We start from the raw sequence: 20,945 nt of genomic DNA, 5'->3' as shown, positions 1-20,945 counted from the left end.
ATTTTGCAATAATTACAACAGTCACCATATTAGATTCCGCCGATAGGGAGACATGCTACCGGCGGTTTATTTTGTTTGAGGAGAGGGGACACACGGATGTTAAAAGTATTACTGGTAGATGACGAGATGTATGTACGAAAGGGGCTGTATGAACTCATAAATTGGATTGATCTTAATATGGAGATTATCGGAGAGGCAGAGAACGGTGTAGAGGCATTGAATCTGATTGAATGCCTGCAACCAGACGTGATTATAACAGATATCCGTATGCCAATCCTGGATGGACTGGAACTTATACGTGCCGTAGAGAAAATGCCACATCTCGAACCTGTGTTCATTATCATCAGTGGTTATCATGACTTCAAATATGCACAGCAGGCAATCAGGTACGGCGTTCATGACTATATCCTGAAGCCTATTGATGATGAAGAACTGACAGCGACGTTGCAGAAGTCAGCTAATCTGATTTGCAATAAAAGAAAACATATTCTTTTGGCTGAGGGACAGGCCAGTAACATCATGCTGGAGGATGTGATCAAAGGCCATGTACAGAAGGAGGATGAATATCGATATGCCGAGATGCTCGGGATTAGTCGTAGCTCAAGTCTGCTCATCAGCTTGATTGAAATTCAGACAGGTTTAGATGAAATTAAAATTACCATTGAACAGCTACGTGAAGCAGTACATTCTTTGGAGAGTAATTTGTGCAAAATGTTCATCAGTGAGCAACAACGCGGCACGTTTGCTTTATTACTGTTGTGGCCTGATCATCATCAAGGGGGCTCGGCGTTACAGGATAAACTGCATAATATTCATATAACACTGAGCAAAAAGTTTAACCTGGATATCGGTCTTTACGCAGGAACACTCGTCAAAGAAATTGGTGATGTCCCACAATCCCTTATGGCGGCTGAAGAAGCAGCCAAGCATAAATATGCTGAAACTGGTGGTGTCGTACGTTATACGGAGATCAAGGACAAACCGCTGTTTGTTTTCAATGTATACCAAGACGAGGTGGATCAATTAATTTTGAGCCTGGAAGAGGGAAATAGGTCAGCTTATCACAAGGTTGTAGAAGAGAAATTCAAATTGTTTCATATAAATCGATTTTCTCCTCAAGCTGTATCGGGTTCTCTATTGCGTTATATAACGGGTATTCTCGCTGTGGTCCACGAAATGGGTGGTAATGATGAAGGGTTGCAGCAACTGAAGGAGCTGGCACAACAAAGTCATGAAGGTTGGAATTTACGACTATTGAAGAATACTTTTCTCATCGCGCTGGAGGAAGCAGAGGACTATGTCTCTCATCTGCGGATGGAGCGATCCAAAGGAGATATCACCAAGATCAAACGATATATTGATGCAAATTATACCGAGAACATCAATCTCAAAAGCATTGCTGCGCTCTTCTATATGAATCCCGTTTATCTTGGGCGATTATTCCGCAAAAGCTACAATCAATATTTCAATGACTATCTGCTGAACCTGCGTATTCATGAGGCGAAAAAGTTATTGCGCCAGACGGATCTGAGAATGTACGAGGTTGCTGCACGTGTAGGATTTCAGAATGCGGACTATTTTGTAACCCAGTTTGAGAAACTTGTTAAGTTATCGCCTACAGAGTATCGCAATCTCCTTATGGGAAATGAGCAGCGAGGTGCACAATGCCAAGATGGAACCTGAATTACATGAAGCTTCGAGATAAGCTACTGCTCATGTATGTCTTATCTGTGTTTATTCCCATCGTTGTCACCAATGTGGTGTTCTACAATGTCACATCCGCCAATATTCGCAGTCAGAAAACTCGTGATGCCGGCATGGCACTGAACAATCTGAAGAACGACCTGCGGGTAACCATTGATCAGGGCGTCGGCCTCTCTTATTCGTTATATACTGACCCTGTATTCAATGACACCATCTCCCGTTCATTTCAAAGTCATTTTGAGTATATTGACGCTTATAATTCCTATCTAAAAGGGCAATTCTCCGGTCAAATGAATCAGGGAATTCGCTGGTATCAAGTGTATACCGATAATTCTACCATTTTATCTTCCGGTTATATTGATCGTTTAACTGACGAGGTCCGAAGCTCTAACTGGTACGTTCAATTTCAGGCATACTCCGCCCCTTATCCGGCATTGATCTCATCGGATCAGATGTTAAGTCTGGTTCAAAGGCTCGACAATCTGGACACTGGGGGGAGAGAGCAGTTACTTAAAATTGACCTGAATATGGATATGATCAAGCAGTATTTTCACAACAGCGGATTTGATGGAAAAGTGTATCTTCTTGATCCGGGGGGACACATCCAATTTTCAAATGATCCTACAGCAGAAGAAGCTCAGATAGGGAAACGTTACAGCGAGATCCAGTTTCCGAACAAAATGATTCCCTTTGAAATTACGTATACAGGTATTAATTATCTGGAAGGGTGGTCCCTGCATGGAGTGATGGATGAAGAAATTGTGTTGAAGGAGGTGCGGAAGTCCCGTTCTTTCGTCGTATGGCTGGCTTGCATTAATTTTGTCTTGCCTTCTATTATCATCGCGGCTATGTCCAGAACCATCCATGTCAGGCTGGTGCGCATTCTGAAACATATGAAAAAAGTAAAAACACAGAATTTCCAGACGATTCCGCCTGAAGATGCAAGAGATGAAATAGGACAACTCACGATGGAATTTAATCGAATGACCGAGACGATCCATAACCTGATTCATGAGGTATATCTCGCCGACATCCAAAAGAAAGACCTGGAGTTAAAGCAGCAGCAAGCACAGCTTCATGCGCTCCATAGTCAGATCAACCCACATTTTTTGTTTAATACCCTGGAGTCGGTACGTATGCGGAGCCTCATCAAAGGCGAGAAAGAGACTGCCAAAATCGTGCATAACATGGCCAAGATGTTTCGCAAGTCGATTAGTTGGAATCAGAATGATGTGACAGTGAAGGAAGAATTGGAACTCATCGAGAGTTTTTTGCAAATTCAAAAATACCGCTTTGGAGAAAAACTCCAATATACCATTGAGGCAGATCCTGCGGTACTGATGTACCGAATCCCCAAGATGGTTATCCTTCCCTTTGTTGAGAATGCAAGTATTCATGGAATTGAGTCATCTCCGGGAGTAGGCATCATTCAACTCTTCGTTTCAATGGAAAATGACCAGCTCCATATCAGACTAACGGATAACGGTATAGGGATGTCACAAGCAAAATTGGAAGAGTTGTTAAGTTACCTGGATCAAAACACCGATATGGGAGAGCATGTTGGCATGAAAAATGCGTATAGTCGCTTAAAACTTTGTTATAAAAATGACTTTACATTCGACATCCAGACATGGGAAGGAGAAGGTACGCATATCCAAATTAAGCTCCCACTTGATCCATCAGCCATGCCAGGCGACTAAATACGAGGGATATACTTTTCAAAGTAGGAGGTACACTTTCATGGGTAACTTTGAAAGCGCTATCTTGATATATTGAGAAGGCTTAAAGACACAAACAATACTTTAAGGGGGCATTTGCTACATGTTTAGAAAAAAAAACATTATAACAGGTCTGGCCATTTTACTGGCTGTAACCCTGGCAGGTTGTAATAAAGCCAGCCCGGAAGCCTCTTATCCTGACAGTAATGACAACACCCCGGTCACCTTTAAATATTTCACGTTTGGCGGTGGCAAGAAGGACATTCTGGCAAGCAGCACGACCATTGGCAAGAAGCTACAGGAGCAAACAGGCGTTGACTGGAAGATGGAATATCTGGTGGGCGACGGTGCAACCAAGGCAGGTGTAATGATTGCGAGTGGGGATTACCCCGACATCATCGACTCCAGTGGTGAAATGGCCAAATTGATGGATGCAGGTTCTTTTATCCCGCTGGATGAACTGATCGATCAATACGGGCCTAACATCAAGCGGGTATACGGGTCTTATATGGACAAATTCAGACAGGAGGATGGAAAGATATACTTCTTGCCATACACTGCCAACATCGGTTATGTGTCAGAGCCTAACTTCCAGACCGGCTTTTATATTCAGCGTGCTGTGTTAAAAGAATTTAACTACCCCAAGATCAAAACGCTGGACGAATATTTTGACTTGATTGAGCAATACAAGCAAAAGCATCCGCAGATCGATGGAAAAGAAACCATCGGCTTCGCCACACTTGCGGGTGAATCGGGCAGCTTTTTCACCCTGCTAAATCCGGCTATGCATCTAGCAGGTTATCCAAACGATGGCAGTGTGATGGTGGATATGCAGAGCCATGAAGCCAAACTGGTAGCCGGATCTGATTATCAGAAACAATGGATTCAGAAGCTAAGCGAGGTTAACGCACAGGGGATGTTTGATCCAGAATCATTCACAATGAACCAGGATCAGTATCGCGCCAAGTTGACATCCGGTCGGGTGCTGGGCTATTTCAGTTACTCCTGGCAGGTTGGAGACGCAACAAACAACCTCAAGAAGGCTGGTATTGACGATAAACGATACGTATCTCTACCAGTCGTATTTGATGACAGCGTCAAAGACCAGTATGTGGACCCGCCAGGTTTTGTGAACAACTACGGTGTCGGAATTACCGTAAATGCCAAAGATCCCGTGCGAATTATTAAATATTTTGATAATTTGCTCAAGGAAGAAAACCAGATTCTGGTTCAATGGGGTGTTGAGAACGAGACGTATAGTGTGAATGATGAGGGCCGCTTTTACTTTGAAAATGATGACCAACGCAAAGCACACGAAGATCCGGAATTAAGTCGTAAGTTCGGCTTTGACTATTTTAATTACAGCTGGCCTCGTTACGGCAATAACTCCGTACTGGAGGATGGCAACGCCTATGGAGCAGGTAATCAACCAGAAGTGGCTACCTTTAGCTACACGGACGGTGACAAGCTGTTGTTAGAGAAATATGGTGTGGAGACATTTACAGAATTATTCAGCACACCGGATGAGCGTCCTTGGTCTCCTGCTTGGTCCATTGCATTGGAGCAGGGCTCTCCTGAACAGATTTTCATCACCAAGGCAGAAGACCTTCAGAAGAAATATTTACCCAAAATGATTATGGATTCGCCTTCCACTTTCGAGAACACGTGGAATGAATATATGAGTCAATTGAATCAACTGGACAAGAAAACATACGAAGCTACGATAACACAGGCAGTTAAGGATCGTGTAGCTGGCAAATGGTGAGTGTAATCCATAAGAGAAAACACGGAACGGGGGAATATTCACATGATAAAACCAAAATTTAGAACAGCGGGTTTAGCTGTAGTACTGACAGTTTTGCTGGCTGGGTGCAGTCAGAACAGTTCGTCATCAGCGCCTTCAGCCACAGGTGATGATGAGAACAGTCCAGTCACGTTCTCGTATTACATGTTCTCTCCAGGCAAGAAGGATGTTCTGGCAAGCGAAACAACAATCGGTAAAGCGTTGCAAGAGCAGACGGGTGTGGACTGGAAGTTGGAATATCTGGTAGGCGATAGTGCTACAAAAGCCGGTGTCATGATTGCCAGTGGAGACTATCCTGATGTCATTAGCTCCAGTGGTGAGATGTCCAAGTTACTGGATGCCGGTGCCTATATTCCGCTGGATGATCTAATTGAGGAATACGGTCCTAATATCAAAAGGGTGTATGGACCATATTTCGATAAAATGAAAAATGCCGAAGACGGAAAAATCTATGCTCTGCCTTATACGGCTAATCAGGGTGAGTATTCAGGTAGTCCAAATGTGGGCGGAGGAGCTTTCTGGATTCAACGATCTGTGCTCAAAGAGTTTGATTATCCCAAGATCACTACATTGGATGAATATTTTGATCTGATTCAGGATTACAAGGAAAAACATCCAACTGTCGATGGTGCAGAGACGATCGGATTTGTGTCACTTGCGGGTGTGGCTAATAACTTTTTCACACTGCAAAATCCAGCGATGCATCTTGCCGGTTATCCGAACGATGGCAGTGTCATGGTGGACATGACTACCCATGAGGCAAAAGTCGTCGCCGGAACAGATGCTCAGAAAAAATGGATTCAGAAGTTAAATGAAATCAATGCTCAAGGCATGCTTGATCCGGAATCCTTTACGATGAACAAAGACCAGTATTTGGCCAAACTGACTTCGGGTCGTGTGCTAGGATACTTCAATTATGGCTGGCAGGTTGGAGACGCGTCGAAAAACCTGCTCTCGGCAGGCATTGATGAGAAGCGTTATGCACCACTTCCGATTGTGTTTGATGAAGGAATTAAGGATCAGTATGTTGATCCTCCCGGCTTCGTCAACAACTATGCAACAGGTATCTCGGTGAATGCCAAAGACCCTGTTCGTATCATCAAATATTTCGATAATTTGCTGAAGGAAGAGAATCAGGTTCTGGTGCAATGGGGAATCAAGGACGAGACGTACAGTGTGGATGAAAAGGGCAGATTCTATTTTGCGAACGAGGATCAACGGAAAGCCCATGATGATCTGGAGCTGAGCCGTAAATTCGGGTTCACCTACTTCGGATCAGACTGGCCGCGATATGGCGGTGAATCTACACTTACCGATGGTAACGCTTATAGCCCTGGCAATCAGCCAGAAGTAGCCGCTGCATCTTACACCGAGGGAGACAAGAAGTTCCTTCAAGCCTACGGTATCCAAACTTTCAGTGAATTATTTAACAAACCGGAAGAGCGGCCATGGTTCCCCGCATGGTCTATCGCCCTTGAGCAAGGATCACCTGAACAGATCTTCACTACCAAATCGGATGATCTGCAACGTAAATACTTACCGGAAATGATCTTGGGAGCACCATCGAATTTTGATAAGCTGTGGGATGCCTACATGGCTGAATTGAACAAATTGGACAAAGCTGGTTATGAAGCGACCATTACCAAAGTTGTGAAGGATCGTGTAGCAGGAAAATGGTAATACGAACACTTTAAGTGCGTGTTCAATAAGACCGGTTTTCAGTACCAAGAAGATGGGATGAAGCTAGAAATGGAGTAGCGGAGCGTAGGGAAAACTACGTGAGCAACGGACATTTCGGCTGAATTCCATCTTCGATGCTGATGATGCCGCAAGGCGTCTTTCGTAATCAAAAGCGGACTTTTTGAACAACCTCTTTAAAACAAACTGTTACATGCGCAGGAGAAGATGACAGAGCATAAACTCCGGCTTCTCCTCGCATGAATAACAGCACAGGAAAGGAGCAGGTTCACAGTGGAGAAACCTAATGTCTCCCTTAACTCGATGCCTCCAGCCTCGAGTCCGAAGGGAACCAGAGCACACTCGTTCTTTAAGCGACTTGTGCAGCAACGAACGCTTGCCTGGATGTGTATTCCTTTTGTCATCTGGGCTTTTATCTTCAAGTACCTGCCGTTATGGGGATGGACCATGGCTTTTCAGAATTTCAAACCGGCGAGGTCCTTCTCCGATCAGCAGTGGGTAGGCTGGCATCATTTTAGTATCTTGTTTGAGGACAATACCTTCTACCGGGTGCTGCGAAATACACTCGTTATGAGTTCCATTAAACTGGTGTTGGGATTTGTGACAGCAATTACACTGGCCCTCTTGTTGAATGAGTTGAAAAATGTCATATTTAAACGTTTTGTGCAAACCGTCAGTTATCTGCCTCACTTTATCTCGTGGGTTGTTGCTTCCAGCATTGTATTAACAGTCCTGTCACCAGACGGAATTATCAATCTGCTGCTGATGAAGCTTCACCTGATTGACAGTCCGGTACTATGGATGGGGAAGGGTGAATACTTTTGGGGTATTCTGGGGGCAACTGAGGTCTGGAAAGATGTCGGTTGGAACACCATTATCTATCTGGCAGCGATTACGGCAATTGATCCTGCGCAATATGAGGCTGCCGAGATTGATGGAGCCAGCCGCTTCAAACGGATGTTATATATCACCCTGCCTGGATTGAAACCGGTTATTGTGATCTTGTTGATCATGAACATGGGAAGTATTCTTGAATCCGGATTCGAACCACAATATCTGCTGGGTAATGGGATGAATATGGACTATTCGGAGAATCTCGACATCTTTGTACTGAAATATGGATTAGGGATGGGGAACTTTTCCTTAGGTACAGCAGCCGGCATATTCAAAACTGTGGTCAGCTTTATCTTCCTTTTCTCCGCAAACTATATAGCGAAAAAAATGGGAGAGAGCAGACTATTCTAAAAGGAGGCCTATGCCATGCGAAAAGGAAACACATCCCGCTTGCGGAATAGCAGCACCGGGGATCGAGCGTTTGACACCATTAACATTATCTTCATGGTATCTCTGATGATTGTGACGATCTATCCCTTTGTTAATATGATTGCCGTATCCTTCAATAATGCAAACGATGCCATTCGGGGTGGAATATATCTATGGCCTCGTGTATGGACACTGGACAATTATAAATACATTTTTGGCGAATCCGATATTTATCATGCAACTCTGATCTCGGCGCTACGTACGGTCATTGGAACCGTGGTGTCCGTCTTCTGTACAGCCATGCTCGCGTATACGGTTAGTCGTCAGGAATTTGTGCTACGCAAGTTTGTTACGATGTTTTTTGTATTCACCATGTATTTCAGCGGGGGGTTGATCCCCGGTTATCTGCTGATTCGAGACCTTGGATTGATCGGTTCCTTCTGGGTATATATCATTCCGGGTGTAATTGGAGTCTTCAATATGATTGTCATCCGTTCATTTATTGAAGGTCTTCCTGAAGGCATTCTGGAGTCAGCCCGTATTGACGGGGCAGGGGAGTTCACAACATTTATCCGCGTTGTCCTGCCGCTAACGATTCCCGCAATGGCAACCGTATCACTCTTTGTAGCTGTGGGACAATGGAATTCCTGGTTCGATGTATTCCTGTACAACTCTTCCAATAAAGAATTAAGCACGTTGCAATACGAATTGATGAAGATTCTGCAAACTTCGACGACCTCAGCGACTTCATCAGCAAGTGATGCTTATCAGTCTGCCGAGAGCAATGCAACGGCGGTCACACCAACTTCGATTCGAGCGACCATGACCATTATTGCGAGTGTTCCTATTCTGATGGTGTATCCGTTCTTACAGAAATACTTTGTACAGGGCATGACGATTGGTGGCGTGAAGGGATAGTCATGACCTGAATATAAAGTATGAAAACGCAACAAACTATACCGTAGTGTCGTCTATTCATCCATAGAATACAACAGTAGTGAAACAAATGCATGTAAAATGGACTTGCAAGTGGTTTCCCTAACGGAACCTTCCGTCCGGACGCACCGCTTAGCCGCGCAGAGACTGCGGCCTTCCTTACACGGGCATACGCAATCGAGGAAGGTAAGAACCCCGCAAAATGGACAGATACGGACAGGCATTGGGCAGCAGCACCCATTCTTATAACGGTATCATCGGATCGAAGGCGCACCGAGCAGTGGAGCAGACAATCATGCGATGAACAAGAGTAATCAGCGATACATGCTGTTTTCACTCGGTAACCCATACGAGATGATCTATTTGCGGAATGTGCGCTCAGGGCTTGCTGTGTATGGAAAGCAGGAGCCAAATACGTCTGCCGGGATCCAAGTATTGCTTGGTCAACTGAAAGCTGGAGGACAGCTGCCTGTACTAACGGATTAACACTTAATATATGAATAAAAAACGGATTCCAGCATACGGAATCCGTTTTTTATTTCAAACTTTTGTTTTATCGATCCAGCTACCATGCCATCACTCGGGGATTTCTTCGCTACAAACAAAATGAAGCAGCATCTTCACAAATTGCTCCGTCATCCCCATATCCAATGAATTATCATGAGCAGCACGAATAGTTACCATACGCTGGAGCATGCCCATCATCGCTGTGAAGATAAACTGAGCCAGATCCAGCGGAGGAGATGGATTCTTAATACTGCCGTCAACAACGCCTTGGGATAAAGCGTCCATCAGGAAATGTTTTTCTTTCCCGTTCTGGTTGAACTTATCATACTCTTCTCTTAATTCAGGACTAAAATCATACATCTCATAGTTGATATCAAATAATTGAATAAACCGGATGTAGTCTGGATGATCCTGGGCATAAACCACCCATGCATTCAACATAACCGTGAGTTGTTCTCGCCCGTTCATGTCCTTCATTGATGTACGGCTAACCTCATCCGTTAAATGTTCGATCAGTTGCATCTGAATGGCTAGAAGAAGCTCATCCATAGACTGAAAATGTTTATAAAAGGTCACTCTGCTAAGTTCAGCTTTCGTACATACATCCTTAATCTTCACCTGGAGCAATCCATATTTCAAAAAAAGCTCTTTACCTGCTGCAATCAAATCATCACGATGTTTATTTCTCAATTGTTGATGCCAGTTTTCATTCACTTGTATACAATTGTCCTTTCTTCGAACGAAATGCGTTCAAGGTCAGCCCGAGAGAAGCGAGCAACATAATTGCACCAAAAATATACGGGGAGTTTATGTTTTTGTCAAACAATAGTCCTGCGATCAGCGGCCCAATCACCGTTCCGAGACTGGAAAATGTAGTATTCAGACCGGATGCATAACCTTGCCGATCTCCTGCATTCTTGGATATTAACGTGCTGACCGAAGGACGCAAAAACGAATTAAAGGCAAAGAATAAGGCAGAAGCGAACAACAGAAACACAAGGTTGACCTTAATTAACATTAATAATAAAGCTATGGGGGTGATTATTAAGGAGAGACGGATCAACTTAACTTCACCGATTCTCTGTACGAACCAATCCAAAAGCCAGATCTGCACAACGATACCGATAATTGCGCCCAAGGTAATAATGATGGAGATTGTTGCAGCGTCGAATCCGTATTTTTGCTCTGCAAAAAGCGCGAATACCGTCTCATAACTCATGAGGCCAAAGGTCATGACAAGCAGCACAATCAAGTATTTAAAATACGGTACTTTAAAAGAACTCCAGATTTTCTTGCCCAAGTGATCTTCTTTTTGAAGACGGATGGAGACCGTTCTTTTCTCCGGGGGAAGTGTCTCAGGCAATAGCAGCGTCATTAGGGCCGCAATTAGTCCCAGACCCGCTGCGAAGAAATAGGGCATGCAAATGCCCATCTCGGCAATGAGACCGCCCAGACCAGGTCCGAGAACCATCCCCAAATTCATAGCTGCACCGAAATATCCCATGCCTTTCGCACGTGTCTCTGGCGTTGTAATATCGGCGACATAAGCAAGGTTCGCAGGGACCATTAAACCAAGACTGATTCCACCGATAAACCGTGCGACATAGAGAAACGGCAATGACGTCGACAGCGCAAATATGATATCTGAAATGACAGACAGAAACATACCTGCGATGATCAACTTTTTACGTCCAAATCGATCAGACAGTTGTCCCCCGAGAGGTGAAAAGAAGAATTGAGCGGCACCGAAGGCTGCAACTAAAAATCCTGCTACTGTGCCTCCCGCATGAAAAAGCTTCAAATACTCCGGCAATATGGGGATGAGCATCCCTTGCCCCAATAAAGCGATAAACAGATTTAACATCAGAATGAACAGTGGAAAGCGAACTGATTTTGGTAATGTACTCATGTACGTCATTAACCCCTTCATTTACAACTTGTTAACATTTACATTGTGTAAACCATTTTAAATGATTTGAAGGAAATATGTAAATCTTTTTTTTAGTGAGTAGAGTTATAATTGAATCCATATGGAGGTGGGAACACGTGAAATTAGAAGAATTGTTTACGGTACATGTGAACATTGAGAAATCATTTGATTTACAGAATAGCGAAGATGATTCGGTTGTTATGATTACTTTTACAGGCAGCGTAACCGGAAAGTACTTTGAAGGAATTGTGCTGGGTGGAGGAGTGGATACGCAGATTATCGGGAAGAATGGTGGTCCGCATACTCTATCGGCAAGATACATGCTCCAAGGAACCGACAACACAGGTCATTCCTGCAAAATTTATATCGAAAATAACGGAAATATTGATAAAACGCTGAAAACTGCTATATTCCGTACTTCCCCCAAAATGATTACAGACAGCAAATCCTTATCCTTCTTGAACCGTGAGACACTTGTTGGAGAAGGTCATCCGACGGAGTCAGGGATAGATATAAAAATATATAGGGCGCTATGATAATGCGAGACATGTGATAACTATTTTGTTCATGTGTATCGGAGCAAGATAGCCTGTTATGCTGATTCGGAGTCGCTAAATAAGCGACTTTTTTTGTCGTATGAGACTTTACGTCAATATTTATATGTACTCTTTTACAATTAATTAACATAGGATGGATACGGCGCAGACACTTCACACCTATAGTATGATGAGCGAAAATAAACCCATATCAGGCGGAATAAGGAGAAAACTATTCATTATGATGATCAAAAAAATCGGGATTTCAGTAGCATCACTTGCCATCTTAACGTCTGTAAGTGTGTTTGACGTATATGGCGCAGGCTCCAAACGCATGATCGAAGTGTCCGAACAATCGGCTAACGTGGTTGTGAACGGACAAAGGTTGGAAGGCGAATCATTTCTCTACAATGGGGTCACTTATGTACCTGCAAGAGCGATTGGTGAAGCCTTGGGGCAAAAGGTAGACTGGGATAACAACACCCAATCGGTGTTTGTTGGACAAAAAATGGATGATCAGCAGGGATACCGCGGTACCAAAACACCATATCCTTTTAAGGAAACAAGTTATACAGAAGCTCCTGATGGATATGAACCTATATTTATTAACTACATAGGGAGACATGGTTCCAGACATCTATCCAGTTCCAAGTACGACAAGACGTTATTTGAACTGCTCGACATCGCTGAAAAGGACGGTCAGATCACTAATCTGGGCAAAGAGCTGAAGAAGGAAATTGGCAATCTGATGGTAGTTGAAAAAGATCATTATGGATTGTTATCCACTACGGGTGGAGAAGAACTGAAAGGAATAGGGGCCAGAGTCGGGCAGAATTTCAAAGAACTTTTTACATCGGATAAAAAAGTGATTGCACAAGCAACCTTCAAAGATCGAACTCCCCAGAGCAGAGATCAGTTTATTGACGGGTTAAAGGAAAGCTTGGGAGATAATAAGGTAGACATTCTGGCTTCAGCCTTTGAAGAAGGGAAAGACCCCTATCTACGGCCCTACGACTTAGCTACGAAGTATAACGAGTACGTAGAAGATGGAGACTGGGTTAAGTTATACGAGGATTATGTCACACAGAGCACTGGAACGCGTTATGCAAAAGAGGTCCTTCTGCAATTTTTCTCTGAAGACTTTTATCAACGGCTGAACGCTGGAGAGTTTGAACTGAAAGATGAGAAGGGAAAAGTGAAGCTCAGCAACCCAACCGAGGCTGCTTCTAATCTATATGAACTGTACATCATCTCTTCGAATATTAAAGGAGAAGGTGACTTCGAATTCGGGCGGTATTTCACGGCTAATCAGTTAAATTGGTACGAGAGTATTGACAATATCAATGATTTCTATGAAAAAGGTCCATCTTTAACGTCAACGGATCTGCCGCAGAATATCATTGCACCTCTGGTCAAAGAATTGATCGTGTCTACCCAACAGTCCATTCAGCAGAAAGACACGGCTGGTATATTTCGTTTTGCTCACGCAGAAACCATCATTCCACTGTCTTCATTCTTGGATATCGCCGGAGCTAATGTGAGTATCGACAAACCACAGGACGTGACCCAAAACTGGAATGGCTCGGTTATCTCACCGATGGCAGCAAATATCCAATGGATTCTGTATTCCAATGGTAAGGATGTTCTCGTAAAAATGCTTAGAAATGAAGAAGAGATCGCCTTCCCGATCGAAACAAAGACCTATCCATACTATAAGTGGGAAGATGTAAAAGCATATTACCAAAACAAACTGCAGAAGGTAGGCGTAAGCTTGGACAGCAGCCTAGAAGATAATATCGAACTTTTACAGAAGAAATTCTAGTTGGGGAAACGATATGCATTTTATATGAAAATAAAGACGAAGATGAAGAAAGCAACTCCTTTTCATGGAGCTGCTTTCTTTTTTTGCATTTTGAATGAAATGGACCAATAAAAAAATCCTAAAACAAAATGTGACCAAATGCCGTCCGTAAGAGTGTTAGAGGTATAAAGGAGGGCATAACAACCATGCAGCGATCAGTGCCCCAGCTGGGCGATCATGTGATGAAAGTCTATGAGACATACGCGGATACGCTGTTCCGGATTGCCATGGTGCACCTCGGCAGACGAGAAGACGCGGAGGAAGCCACTCAGGATACCTTCATCAAACTAATAGAAAAAGCCCCTACGTTCAACGATGCGGAGCATCAAAAAGCATGGTTGATTCGGGTCATCACCAATCATTGCAAATCCTTATTAGGCAGAGGCTGGCGCAAACGGGAGGTCAAGCTGGAGGGAGTCGATCCTCTTACAACAGACAACCCTGAAGATCACGCGCTGATCGAACTTGTGCTGTCACTGCCCGTCAAGTATAGATCGGTGGTTCATCTGTATTATTACGAAGATTATCCGATCCGAGATATCAGCGAGATCCTGGAGATTAGCGAATCAGCAGTGAAAATGAGATTAAAACGAGGAAGACAGCTGTTAAAACTGGAGCTGGAAGGAGAGGAACTGTAATGAAAGAAGAACAATTCAAACAAAACTACAAGAAAGCGGTGGATCATATGAAAACAAACGAACAAATGAAAAAACGGGTAGAGCAATCCTTAAACACGCAACATCAGGGACCAAAACGTCAACGTAAACCATTATACATTGCAGCAAGTGTTGTTATCGCTGCCAGCATTGGGTTGGCTGCGCCAAGTGTATGGCAGCAATTCAATGGACCAGCCGCAACAACTCCTCAGGTGGCAGAGGTGACTCCAGGCGCGTCGTTCGACCCGATTGTGATTCCGAAGATGGAGTTGCCGGATTCACAGGGTAAAGGCGCGATGGCTGATATGATGCAACTGGTTGTATATGGAGGAAACGTATATACACAGTCCCCAACATTGCTTGAAGGCGCAAATGCGCTCAGCCTGCGGGGCGATAAACTGGGTACCACCACTGGCGGCATTGATGAGCTGAGCGGCCAGGATAAATATACGGAGCTTGCTTCCAACATTGGCGAAGCAGACATCTATGCGGTCAATGGCTACGACAAGGACTTCCGCATCATGTCTTACACCGAGATCGATGGTCAGGTGTATGCTCAGTTATTTGACAAGAACAACGGAATCACCATCAGTAGCGGAGCCGACTTGATCGGTAAGCTTCATCTCGAAGGCAACATCGCCTCGGCGCAATGGGAGACGTTTAACAGCTGGAATAACGGATTGCAGCAGCTTCAACCGTTAGTAGCGGATGAAGCACTGGACAGCTTTATCTCATCTCTAAATGCTGCCAAACCGATCGCAACGAGCCCGGAGTTGGAAGAGAACCTCTACGCCAAGGAAGATCGCAAGATCATCTATCTCACACTGGAAGACAAAACGCAGGTTCCACTGGTTCTGTTTGGTGAAGGTCTGGTGCGTTACGGTAATGTTCCTGCATTCCTCGAAGTTGAAAAAGGTGCGTTTCAATCATTCTGGAACAGCTTGGGCGAGTAAGGCGAAGACAGCCATATGGCTTACCAAGAAGAGCGAACAAGGCACGCAAGTGCTATGTTCGCTTTTTTTAATAAACGGTGGGAATAGATTAGTTAGAATTTTTTGTAATACACTAAGTGATCGGTCCATTCATTATTTTCGTGTATAAACCCTTTACGTAGACATTCAAATTCCATACCAACACTCTCTGCTAGTTTCATGGAAGGGGTGTTATCCACATTAATATGAGCTTCTATGCGGTGGAATTTCAGATGTTCGAATGCACTCCTCTGGATTGAATTTATGCTCATGGCATAGCACTGAAATAGTCCATAACCACGCTGCGAAACTCTAAAGCGGCTTTGGAAATATATCTGTTTTTGTGCGAAAGTAGAGCGATTTCCCGAACGAGCTGGTGTTCCTTTACCTGAAGATATCTAATGCGCTCATGCGGGTTTCTGGCTGTGCTAGGTATAAAAGCGAGACCGATCTCCGCCTCCACAAGGGCGGTTAGTCTTGCAGGCTCATCACCTTCATATACATACTTCGGTAGGAAACCAGCGGATTGACATATGGAATCCACCATATCACGAACACCATACCCTTGCTTCACCCCAACAAACCGCTCGTCCTTAAGCTCGGTTAAATGAATGCTGCTTCGGTCTGCATATCGATGCCCAATAGGAACAGCGACTACGATCGGATCTTCATATAGTATCTGACATTCGATATCGTCACCCTGAATCGGAGGAGAGGAGAGACAAAAGTCCACCTCGCCCCGATGCAGAAGTCTGGACATGTTTTCTAACGAAACCATTTGCACATGGAACTGAATATCTGGCTTGTTTTTCCGGAATTCCCGCAGTATACCTGGCAATGTGCTTGCCGTAGTCACCGCCAATTGCAGTGTACCCTGATCCGGATTGGAGAGGTCAGCGATTTCCCGCTTTCCTTGTTCCAATTCAAATAGGGCTTTTTCAGTTCGCTGAAGAAATGTTCTTCCAAAGTCGTTTAGTCGCAGCTTTCTCCCGATTCGATCAAATAAAGGGACTCCAAGGTCGTCCTCTAATCGTTGTATCGTTTTGCTCAGGGAGGATTGCGTGACATGCAGCTTTCCCGCAGCTTCCGTAACATGTTCGCATCGGGCCACCGTCAGGAAATATTTTAGTTGAAGAAGCTCCATTTTCACCATTCCTTCATTCCTTCTAGTTCATCAAATCATAACATATAATGCGTTGGAATAAATGAATACGTTCGAGTAAGATAACAGCAGAAGAGAGAGAGGTGCACCAATGAACGTTCGAAAAAAAGGATTGATGGTAGCTGTTGGACTCGGAATCATGTTGAATCCGTTGAATTCCTCCATGATTTCGGTGGCAATCTCCAGGTTACAACAAGTGTATCAACTTAATTTTACAGCCGTTTCGTGGATTATTTTATCATTTTATATTGCCAGTGCTGTCGCTCAACCCGTCATGGGCAAGTGTAGTGATTTGTTTGGCCGCAGGAAGATCTTCCTCATGGGTCTTGTTATTGTTTTTGTATCGTCCATGCTAGCTCCGTGGTCTCCCAGTTTTTCGTGGCTCATCGTATTCCGGATCGTTCAATCGATTGGCACAAGCATGATGGTGGCCGTCGGAATGGCAATTGTCAGAATTAACGTGACTGAAAAACAAGCCTCCGCATTGTCCACTTTGGCAATATTCCTCTCCGGAGCAGCTGCGATCGGGCCCTTTATTGGTGGAGTATTGATTCATTGGTGGGACTGGCACAGCATATTCTTCGTTAATATTCCGTTAGTCATGGCAAGCTTTTGGTTCGCCTGGAAAACAATCCCGAAGAACGAGCAATCTCCGTCTATCTCTGGTCACATGTCTATTCGGCAATGGCTTGCGTTAATTGACGCACCAGGTATCCTGATGTTTACGGTAGCCTTGGTAGCTCTACTCATCGGTTTACTTTCAGTAAATTCCACAGGAGATATTTCAACATGGCATCTGCTGACAGGAGGGATCGGGTTAATCGCACTCGTCATGTTCATTCGACATGAATTAAAAGCAGCCACGCCTTTCATCCCTCTGCGAACGTTTGCCACATATCCCGAGATGACTTGGGTGAATGTGCAATACATGCTGGTGAACATTCTGTTTTACGCACTTTTCTTTGGAGTTCCTACGTATTTAAAGCAGGTACGTCATCTAAACGAAGTTTATACAGGAATGAGTATGCTAGCTTTGGGGTTATGTTCAGTCATTATTGCTCCGATCGCAGGGCGCTGGATTGACAGATCAGGATCACGGCCAGCTTTGATCGTATCCGCTTCTTTAATTACATTTGGCTCTATATTGATCGTTGTTATGAATGAAACTTCTCCAATCTTCATTGTCATTGTTGCCTTAGCTTTATTTGGAATAAGTAACGGCCTAAACGCGGTCGGCATGCAAGCTGCTCTGTTCAAAAGCACACCCAAAGAAATGATTGGAGTCGCATCGGGTATTTTTAATACATCACGCTATCTGGGGACTATCTTATCGTCGTTATTAATTGGGATTGTCATGGGAGATACATTCAATGTGACAGGATTTCAGATGCTTGGAATCATCCTTACGGTATTAGCTGCATCACTGATCATCATGAGCGTACGTCGCGAGGCAGGTGCGGTGAGTCCGGAGCAGGTAAGCAAGTAAAATAGCGAATCTTCAGTGCAATAGCACGTTTACACCCAATGAATCAATAGCTCCTTTGGGTGTATTTTTTGTTTTTCACCAAGTTGTCAGAAAGAGTTGATCCTTTCTTGAACGTTTAGGGTAGAAGACGTGTCTTTGATTGAATTGGGTAAAAATAAAGATATAATAATTTTGATTAATAGGCTTGGTTAGTACTTTAAGTGCATCAAGGTGTGGCAAGATATCGTCATACCTAACTTTGTGAAATTTTTCGCAACTCTGCATTGAGCTTGGCCAAAGCTGATATTGAATGTTTCTAAATTGAACAGAGTTTGAAAGGAGGCAACACAAAGAATGGCTATTGATACGGTGTTATGGAGCAGGCTAGTGACTGGTTTGACGCTGGGATTCCACGTGATTTTTGCAACGCTTGGTGTCGGTGTACCTTTGATGATTGCTATTGCAGAGTTCATCGGCATTCGGAAGAAGGATCACCATTACATACTTATGGCAAAGAGGTGGTCCAGAGGGTTTGTCATTTCTGTAGCGGTGGGTGTCGTGACAGGTACAGCAATATCGCTGCAGTTGGCCCTGGTATGGCCGAATTTTATGAAACTGGCCGGGAATGTCATTGCATTGCCACTATTTATGGAAGTATTCGCATTCTTTTTTGAAGCGATATTCCTGGGCATTTATCTGTACACGTGGGATCGGTTCAAAAATCCGTATATCCACTGGTTGCTGACTATTCCGATTGTTGCCGGGGCAGGTATGTCTGCTGTTTTTATTACGACAGTGAACGGATTCATGAACCAGCCTGAAGGTTTTGTCATGGAAGCAGGTCAATTCATGGCAGTGAACCCCGTACAAGCGATGCTGAATACGGCGACGTTCTCCAAAGTGTTCCATGTATTAAGCTCGGCTTATCTGACAGGAGCTGCTCTGTTAGCAGGAATAGCAGCCTTTGCGATGTTGAGAAAAGGAGTGTCGGCCTACCACAAAAAAGGCTTGAATCTCATGATGGCCGTTGTGCTGGTATTCAGTTTATTAAATTCCTTAGCTGGAGATGTATCTGCCAAGTTTTTGGCTGAGCATCAGCCGGAGAAGCTCGCAGCTGCCGAGTGGCATTTCGAGACGGAAAGCGGCGCGGATTTGATTTTTTTGGGATGGCTGAATGCAGAACATGAAATTATAGGCGCACTTCATTTGCCGAAAGTGCTCAGCTTCCTTGCCTTTGGAGACTTTAACGCCGAGGTTACCGGGCTAAACGAATTTCCACCAGATGAGCAGCCACCACTGCTTGTGCATTACTTGTTTGATCTAATGGCTGGAATTGGTTTCGCTCTGCTTGCTATATCAAGTCTGTACTTCCTGTTTGTATTCTGGAAGAAACGCAATCAGTTTAACAAGTGGATGCTCCGTATGGTTGCACTCAGTGCACCGCTTGCTTTTCTGGCTGTTGAGATGGGTTGGTTCTATGCCGAAGTGGGGCGGCAGCCATGGATCATTCGAGGTTATATGCGAGTAGAAGAGGCCGCGACTTCTTCACCGAGTGTGAGAATTTTATTTTTCGTTTTCTTGCTTCTGTACATCGTGCTCGGCGTCATCTGTGTTCTGGTATTGAGACGTCTGTTCAATAATAATCCTGCTGAGCTTGAGATGGAGAAATGGTTGGAACAGAAGCATGATCAATCAGCCAAGAAAGGGGATCAGGCCTGATGAGTTATGAATTGATTGGTATATCCGTACTCTGGCTGTTCTTGTACGGCTATCTTATTGTAGCTTCTATTGATTTTGGAGCAGGTTTCTTCGCCTTTTATGCACGCCTGACGAAGCAGGATCACCTAATTAATCGTCTGATCTCCCGTTATCTATCACCGGTCTGGGAGATCACCAATGTATTTTTTGTCTTTTTCTATATTGGCATCGTTGGATTCTTTCCGGATACCGCTTACTATTATGGCTCCGCGCTGCTTGTTCCGGGAAGTATAGCCGTCATTTTACTTGCTATTCGTGGGTCGTTCTATGCTTTCGAGAATTATGGTTCCAAAAATAACATCGTATATCTGTTTTTATACGGCGCTACAGGGTTGCTTATTCCGGCGTCATTGTCAGTGGCACTGACACTGTCTGAAGGTGGCTTTATTTTGAAGCAGGGGGATACCGTTTCCCTAGATTACTGGGCGCTGTTTACGAATCCATTATCGTGGAGCATCGTTGGTCTAGCCATCGTGTCCGTATTGTTCATTAGCGGTTCATTTCTCACATTTTACGCTTCTCGGGCAGAGGATCATTCGGCATTGAAGCTAATGCGGAACTATGCTTTGTTCTGGAGCACACCGACCATTATTCTCGCGCTGACTGCATTTATATATTTGGGTCAACACAATGAGCGTCATTTTCAAAATATGATGGATTTATGGTGGCTGCTGGCGCTTTCCGTTGCGTTTTTCATGATTGCCATGTGGCTGTTATATAACGGACGCCGTTATGGTTTAGCTTTTATATGCATCATGCTGCAATTTCTCACAGCCTTTTTCGCTTACGGGATTGGGCAATATCCTTACATTCTCGATCCATACATCACCATTCAGAGTAGCGCCACATCACCTGCAATGGGCTTTGCACTCGTCGTTGTGTTTATCGGTGGTCTGTGCTTGTTAATTCCTTCTCTAATCCTGGTCTTCAAACTGTTCCTGTTTGATGCGGATTATGTGAAAGGGAAAAAATAAAG

18 protein-coding genes are annotated in these 20,945 nt (G+C 44.2%); 14 read left to right on the top strand and 4 right to left on the bottom strand.

Annotated elements, in window-relative coordinates; genetic code table 11:
- Positions 1 to 96 precede the first annotated feature (96 nt).
- The 7 genes from D829_RS0108450 (at position 97) to D829_RS0108420 (ending at position 9,609) form a co-directional block, all read left to right on the top strand.
- The gene (locus D829_RS0108450) at positions 97 to 1,683 is read left to right on the top strand and encodes a response regulator (protein WP_017688438.1); all 1,587 of its coding nucleotides are present in this window, start codon (positions 97 to 99) and stop codon (positions 1,681 to 1,683) included.
- A complete protein-coding gene (locus D829_RS0108445) occupies positions 1,665 to 3,404 on the top strand; it encodes a sensor histidine kinase (protein ID WP_017688437.1) in 1,740 nt (579 codons plus the stop codon). Before D829_RS0108450 ends, D829_RS0108445 begins: the two co-directional genes overlap by 19 nt.
- A gap of 121 nt (positions 3,405 to 3,525) precedes the next feature.
- On the top strand, positions 3,526 to 5,187 hold the full coding sequence (locus D829_RS0108440; protein ID WP_017688436.1) for an ABC transporter substrate-binding protein: 1,662 nt from the start codon (positions 3,526 to 3,528) through the stop codon (positions 5,185 to 5,187).
- Between the two features lie 42 nt (positions 5,188 to 5,229).
- A complete protein-coding gene (locus tag D829_RS0108435) occupies positions 5,230 to 6,906 on the top strand; it encodes an ABC transporter substrate-binding protein (RefSeq protein WP_017688435.1) in 1,677 nt (558 codons plus the stop codon).
- Between the two features lie 321 nt (positions 6,907 to 7,227).
- The gene (locus tag D829_RS0108430; RefSeq protein ID WP_051153902.1) at positions 7,228 to 8,169 is read left to right on the top strand and encodes an ABC transporter permease subunit; all 942 of its coding nucleotides are present in this window, start codon (positions 7,228 to 7,230) and stop codon (positions 8,167 to 8,169) included.
- 15 nt (positions 8,170 to 8,184) lie between these two features.
- The gene (locus tag D829_RS0108425) at positions 8,185 to 9,105 is read left to right on the top strand and encodes a carbohydrate ABC transporter permease (protein ID WP_017688433.1); all 921 of its coding nucleotides are present in this window, start codon (positions 8,185 to 8,187) and stop codon (positions 9,103 to 9,105) included.
- Between the two features lie 318 nt (positions 9,106 to 9,423).
- Positions 9,424 to 9,609 carry a hypothetical protein gene (locus D829_RS0108420; protein WP_017688432.1) on the top strand — a complete coding sequence of 62 codons (186 nt, stop codon included), beginning with the start codon at positions 9,424 to 9,426 and terminating at the stop codon, positions 9,607 to 9,609.
- A gap of 90 nt (positions 9,610 to 9,699) precedes the next feature.
- Here D829_RS0108420 and D829_RS0108415 read toward each other — a convergent pair whose 3' ends face one another.
- Positions 9,700 to 10,344: a TetR/AcrR family transcriptional regulator gene (locus tag D829_RS0108415; RefSeq protein WP_017688431.1), complete on the bottom strand. Its 645-nt coding sequence runs from the start codon at positions 10,342 to 10,344 to the stop codon at positions 9,700 to 9,702.
- Entirely contained in the window at positions 10,337 to 11,539 is a 1,203-nt protein-coding gene (locus D829_RS0108410; protein WP_017688430.1) for a tetracycline resistance MFS efflux pump, read from the bottom strand. The genes D829_RS0108415 and D829_RS0108410 overlap by 8 nt, the downstream gene beginning before the upstream one ends.
- A gap of 137 nt (positions 11,540 to 11,676) precedes the next feature.
- On the opposite strand from D829_RS0108410, the gene D829_RS0108405 reads away from it, so the two are divergent.
- The 4 genes from D829_RS0108405 to D829_RS0108385 all read left to right on the top strand — a co-directional run bounded on the left by D829_RS0108405 (position 11,677) and on the right by D829_RS0108385 (position 15,566).
- On the top strand, positions 11,677 to 12,096 hold the full coding sequence (locus tag D829_RS0108405) for a DUF3237 domain-containing protein (protein ID WP_017688429.1): 420 nt from the start codon (positions 11,677 to 11,679) through the stop codon (positions 12,094 to 12,096).
- A gap of 241 nt (positions 12,097 to 12,337) precedes the next feature.
- On the top strand, positions 12,338 to 13,918 hold the full coding sequence (locus D829_RS0108400; protein ID WP_017688428.1) for a histidine-type phosphatase: 1,581 nt from the start codon (positions 12,338 to 12,340) through the stop codon (positions 13,916 to 13,918).
- 185 nt (positions 13,919 to 14,103) lie between these two features.
- On the top strand, positions 14,104 to 14,595 hold the full coding sequence (locus D829_RS0108390) for a sigma-70 family RNA polymerase sigma factor (RefSeq protein WP_017688426.1): 492 nt from the start codon (positions 14,104 to 14,106) through the stop codon (positions 14,593 to 14,595).
- Entirely contained in the window at positions 14,595 to 15,566 is a 972-nt protein-coding gene (locus D829_RS0108385) for a hypothetical protein (protein WP_017688425.1), read from the top strand. Before D829_RS0108390 ends, D829_RS0108385 begins: the two co-directional genes overlap by 1 nt.
- Before the next feature lie 92 nt (positions 15,567 to 15,658).
- On the opposite strand, the gene D829_RS32860 is transcribed toward D829_RS0108385, so the two are convergent.
- Together D829_RS32860 and D829_RS0108380 are read right to left on the bottom strand one after the other, a co-directional pair.
- Positions 15,659 to 15,856: a GNAT family protein gene (locus D829_RS32860; RefSeq protein WP_277422757.1), complete on the bottom strand. Its 198-nt coding sequence runs from the start codon at positions 15,854 to 15,856 to the stop codon at positions 15,659 to 15,661.
- Positions 15,853 to 16,728: a LysR family transcriptional regulator gene (locus tag D829_RS0108380; protein WP_026081076.1), complete on the bottom strand. Its 876-nt coding sequence runs from the start codon at positions 16,726 to 16,728 to the stop codon at positions 15,853 to 15,855. The genes D829_RS32860 and D829_RS0108380 overlap by 4 nt, the downstream gene beginning before the upstream one ends.
- 109 nt (positions 16,729 to 16,837) lie before the next feature.
- Here D829_RS0108380 and D829_RS0108375 point away from each other — a divergent pair, with 109 nt between their 5' ends.
- The 3 genes from D829_RS0108375 to D829_RS0108365 all read left to right on the top strand — a co-directional run bounded on the left by D829_RS0108375 (position 16,838) and on the right by D829_RS0108365 (position 20,943).
- Entirely contained in the window at positions 16,838 to 18,232 is a 1,395-nt protein-coding gene (locus D829_RS0108375) for an MFS transporter (protein ID WP_017688423.1), read from the top strand.
- 333 nt (positions 18,233 to 18,565) lie between these two features.
- Positions 18,566 to 19,930 carry a cytochrome ubiquinol oxidase subunit I gene (locus tag D829_RS0108370; protein WP_017688422.1) on the top strand — a complete coding sequence of 455 codons (1,365 nt, stop codon included), beginning with the start codon at positions 18,566 to 18,568 and terminating at the stop codon, positions 19,928 to 19,930.
- Positions 19,930 to 20,943 (top strand): cytochrome d ubiquinol oxidase subunit II, encoded by a 1,014-nt coding sequence (locus tag D829_RS0108365; RefSeq protein WP_017688421.1) that lies wholly within the window; start codon positions 19,930 to 19,932, stop codon positions 20,941 to 20,943. The genes D829_RS0108370 and D829_RS0108365 overlap by 1 nt, the downstream gene beginning before the upstream one ends.
- Positions 20,944 to 20,945 lie beyond the last annotated feature (2 nt).

It is taken from the genome of Paenibacillus sp. PAMC 26794, assembly GCF_000316035.1.
In the GTDB taxonomy this organism is placed as follows: Bacteria; Bacillota; Bacilli; order Paenibacillales; family Paenibacillaceae; genus Paenibacillus.
The sequence above is the reverse complement of the archived record's forward strand: the minus strand, read 5'-3'. Positions and strand labels throughout refer to the sequence as shown.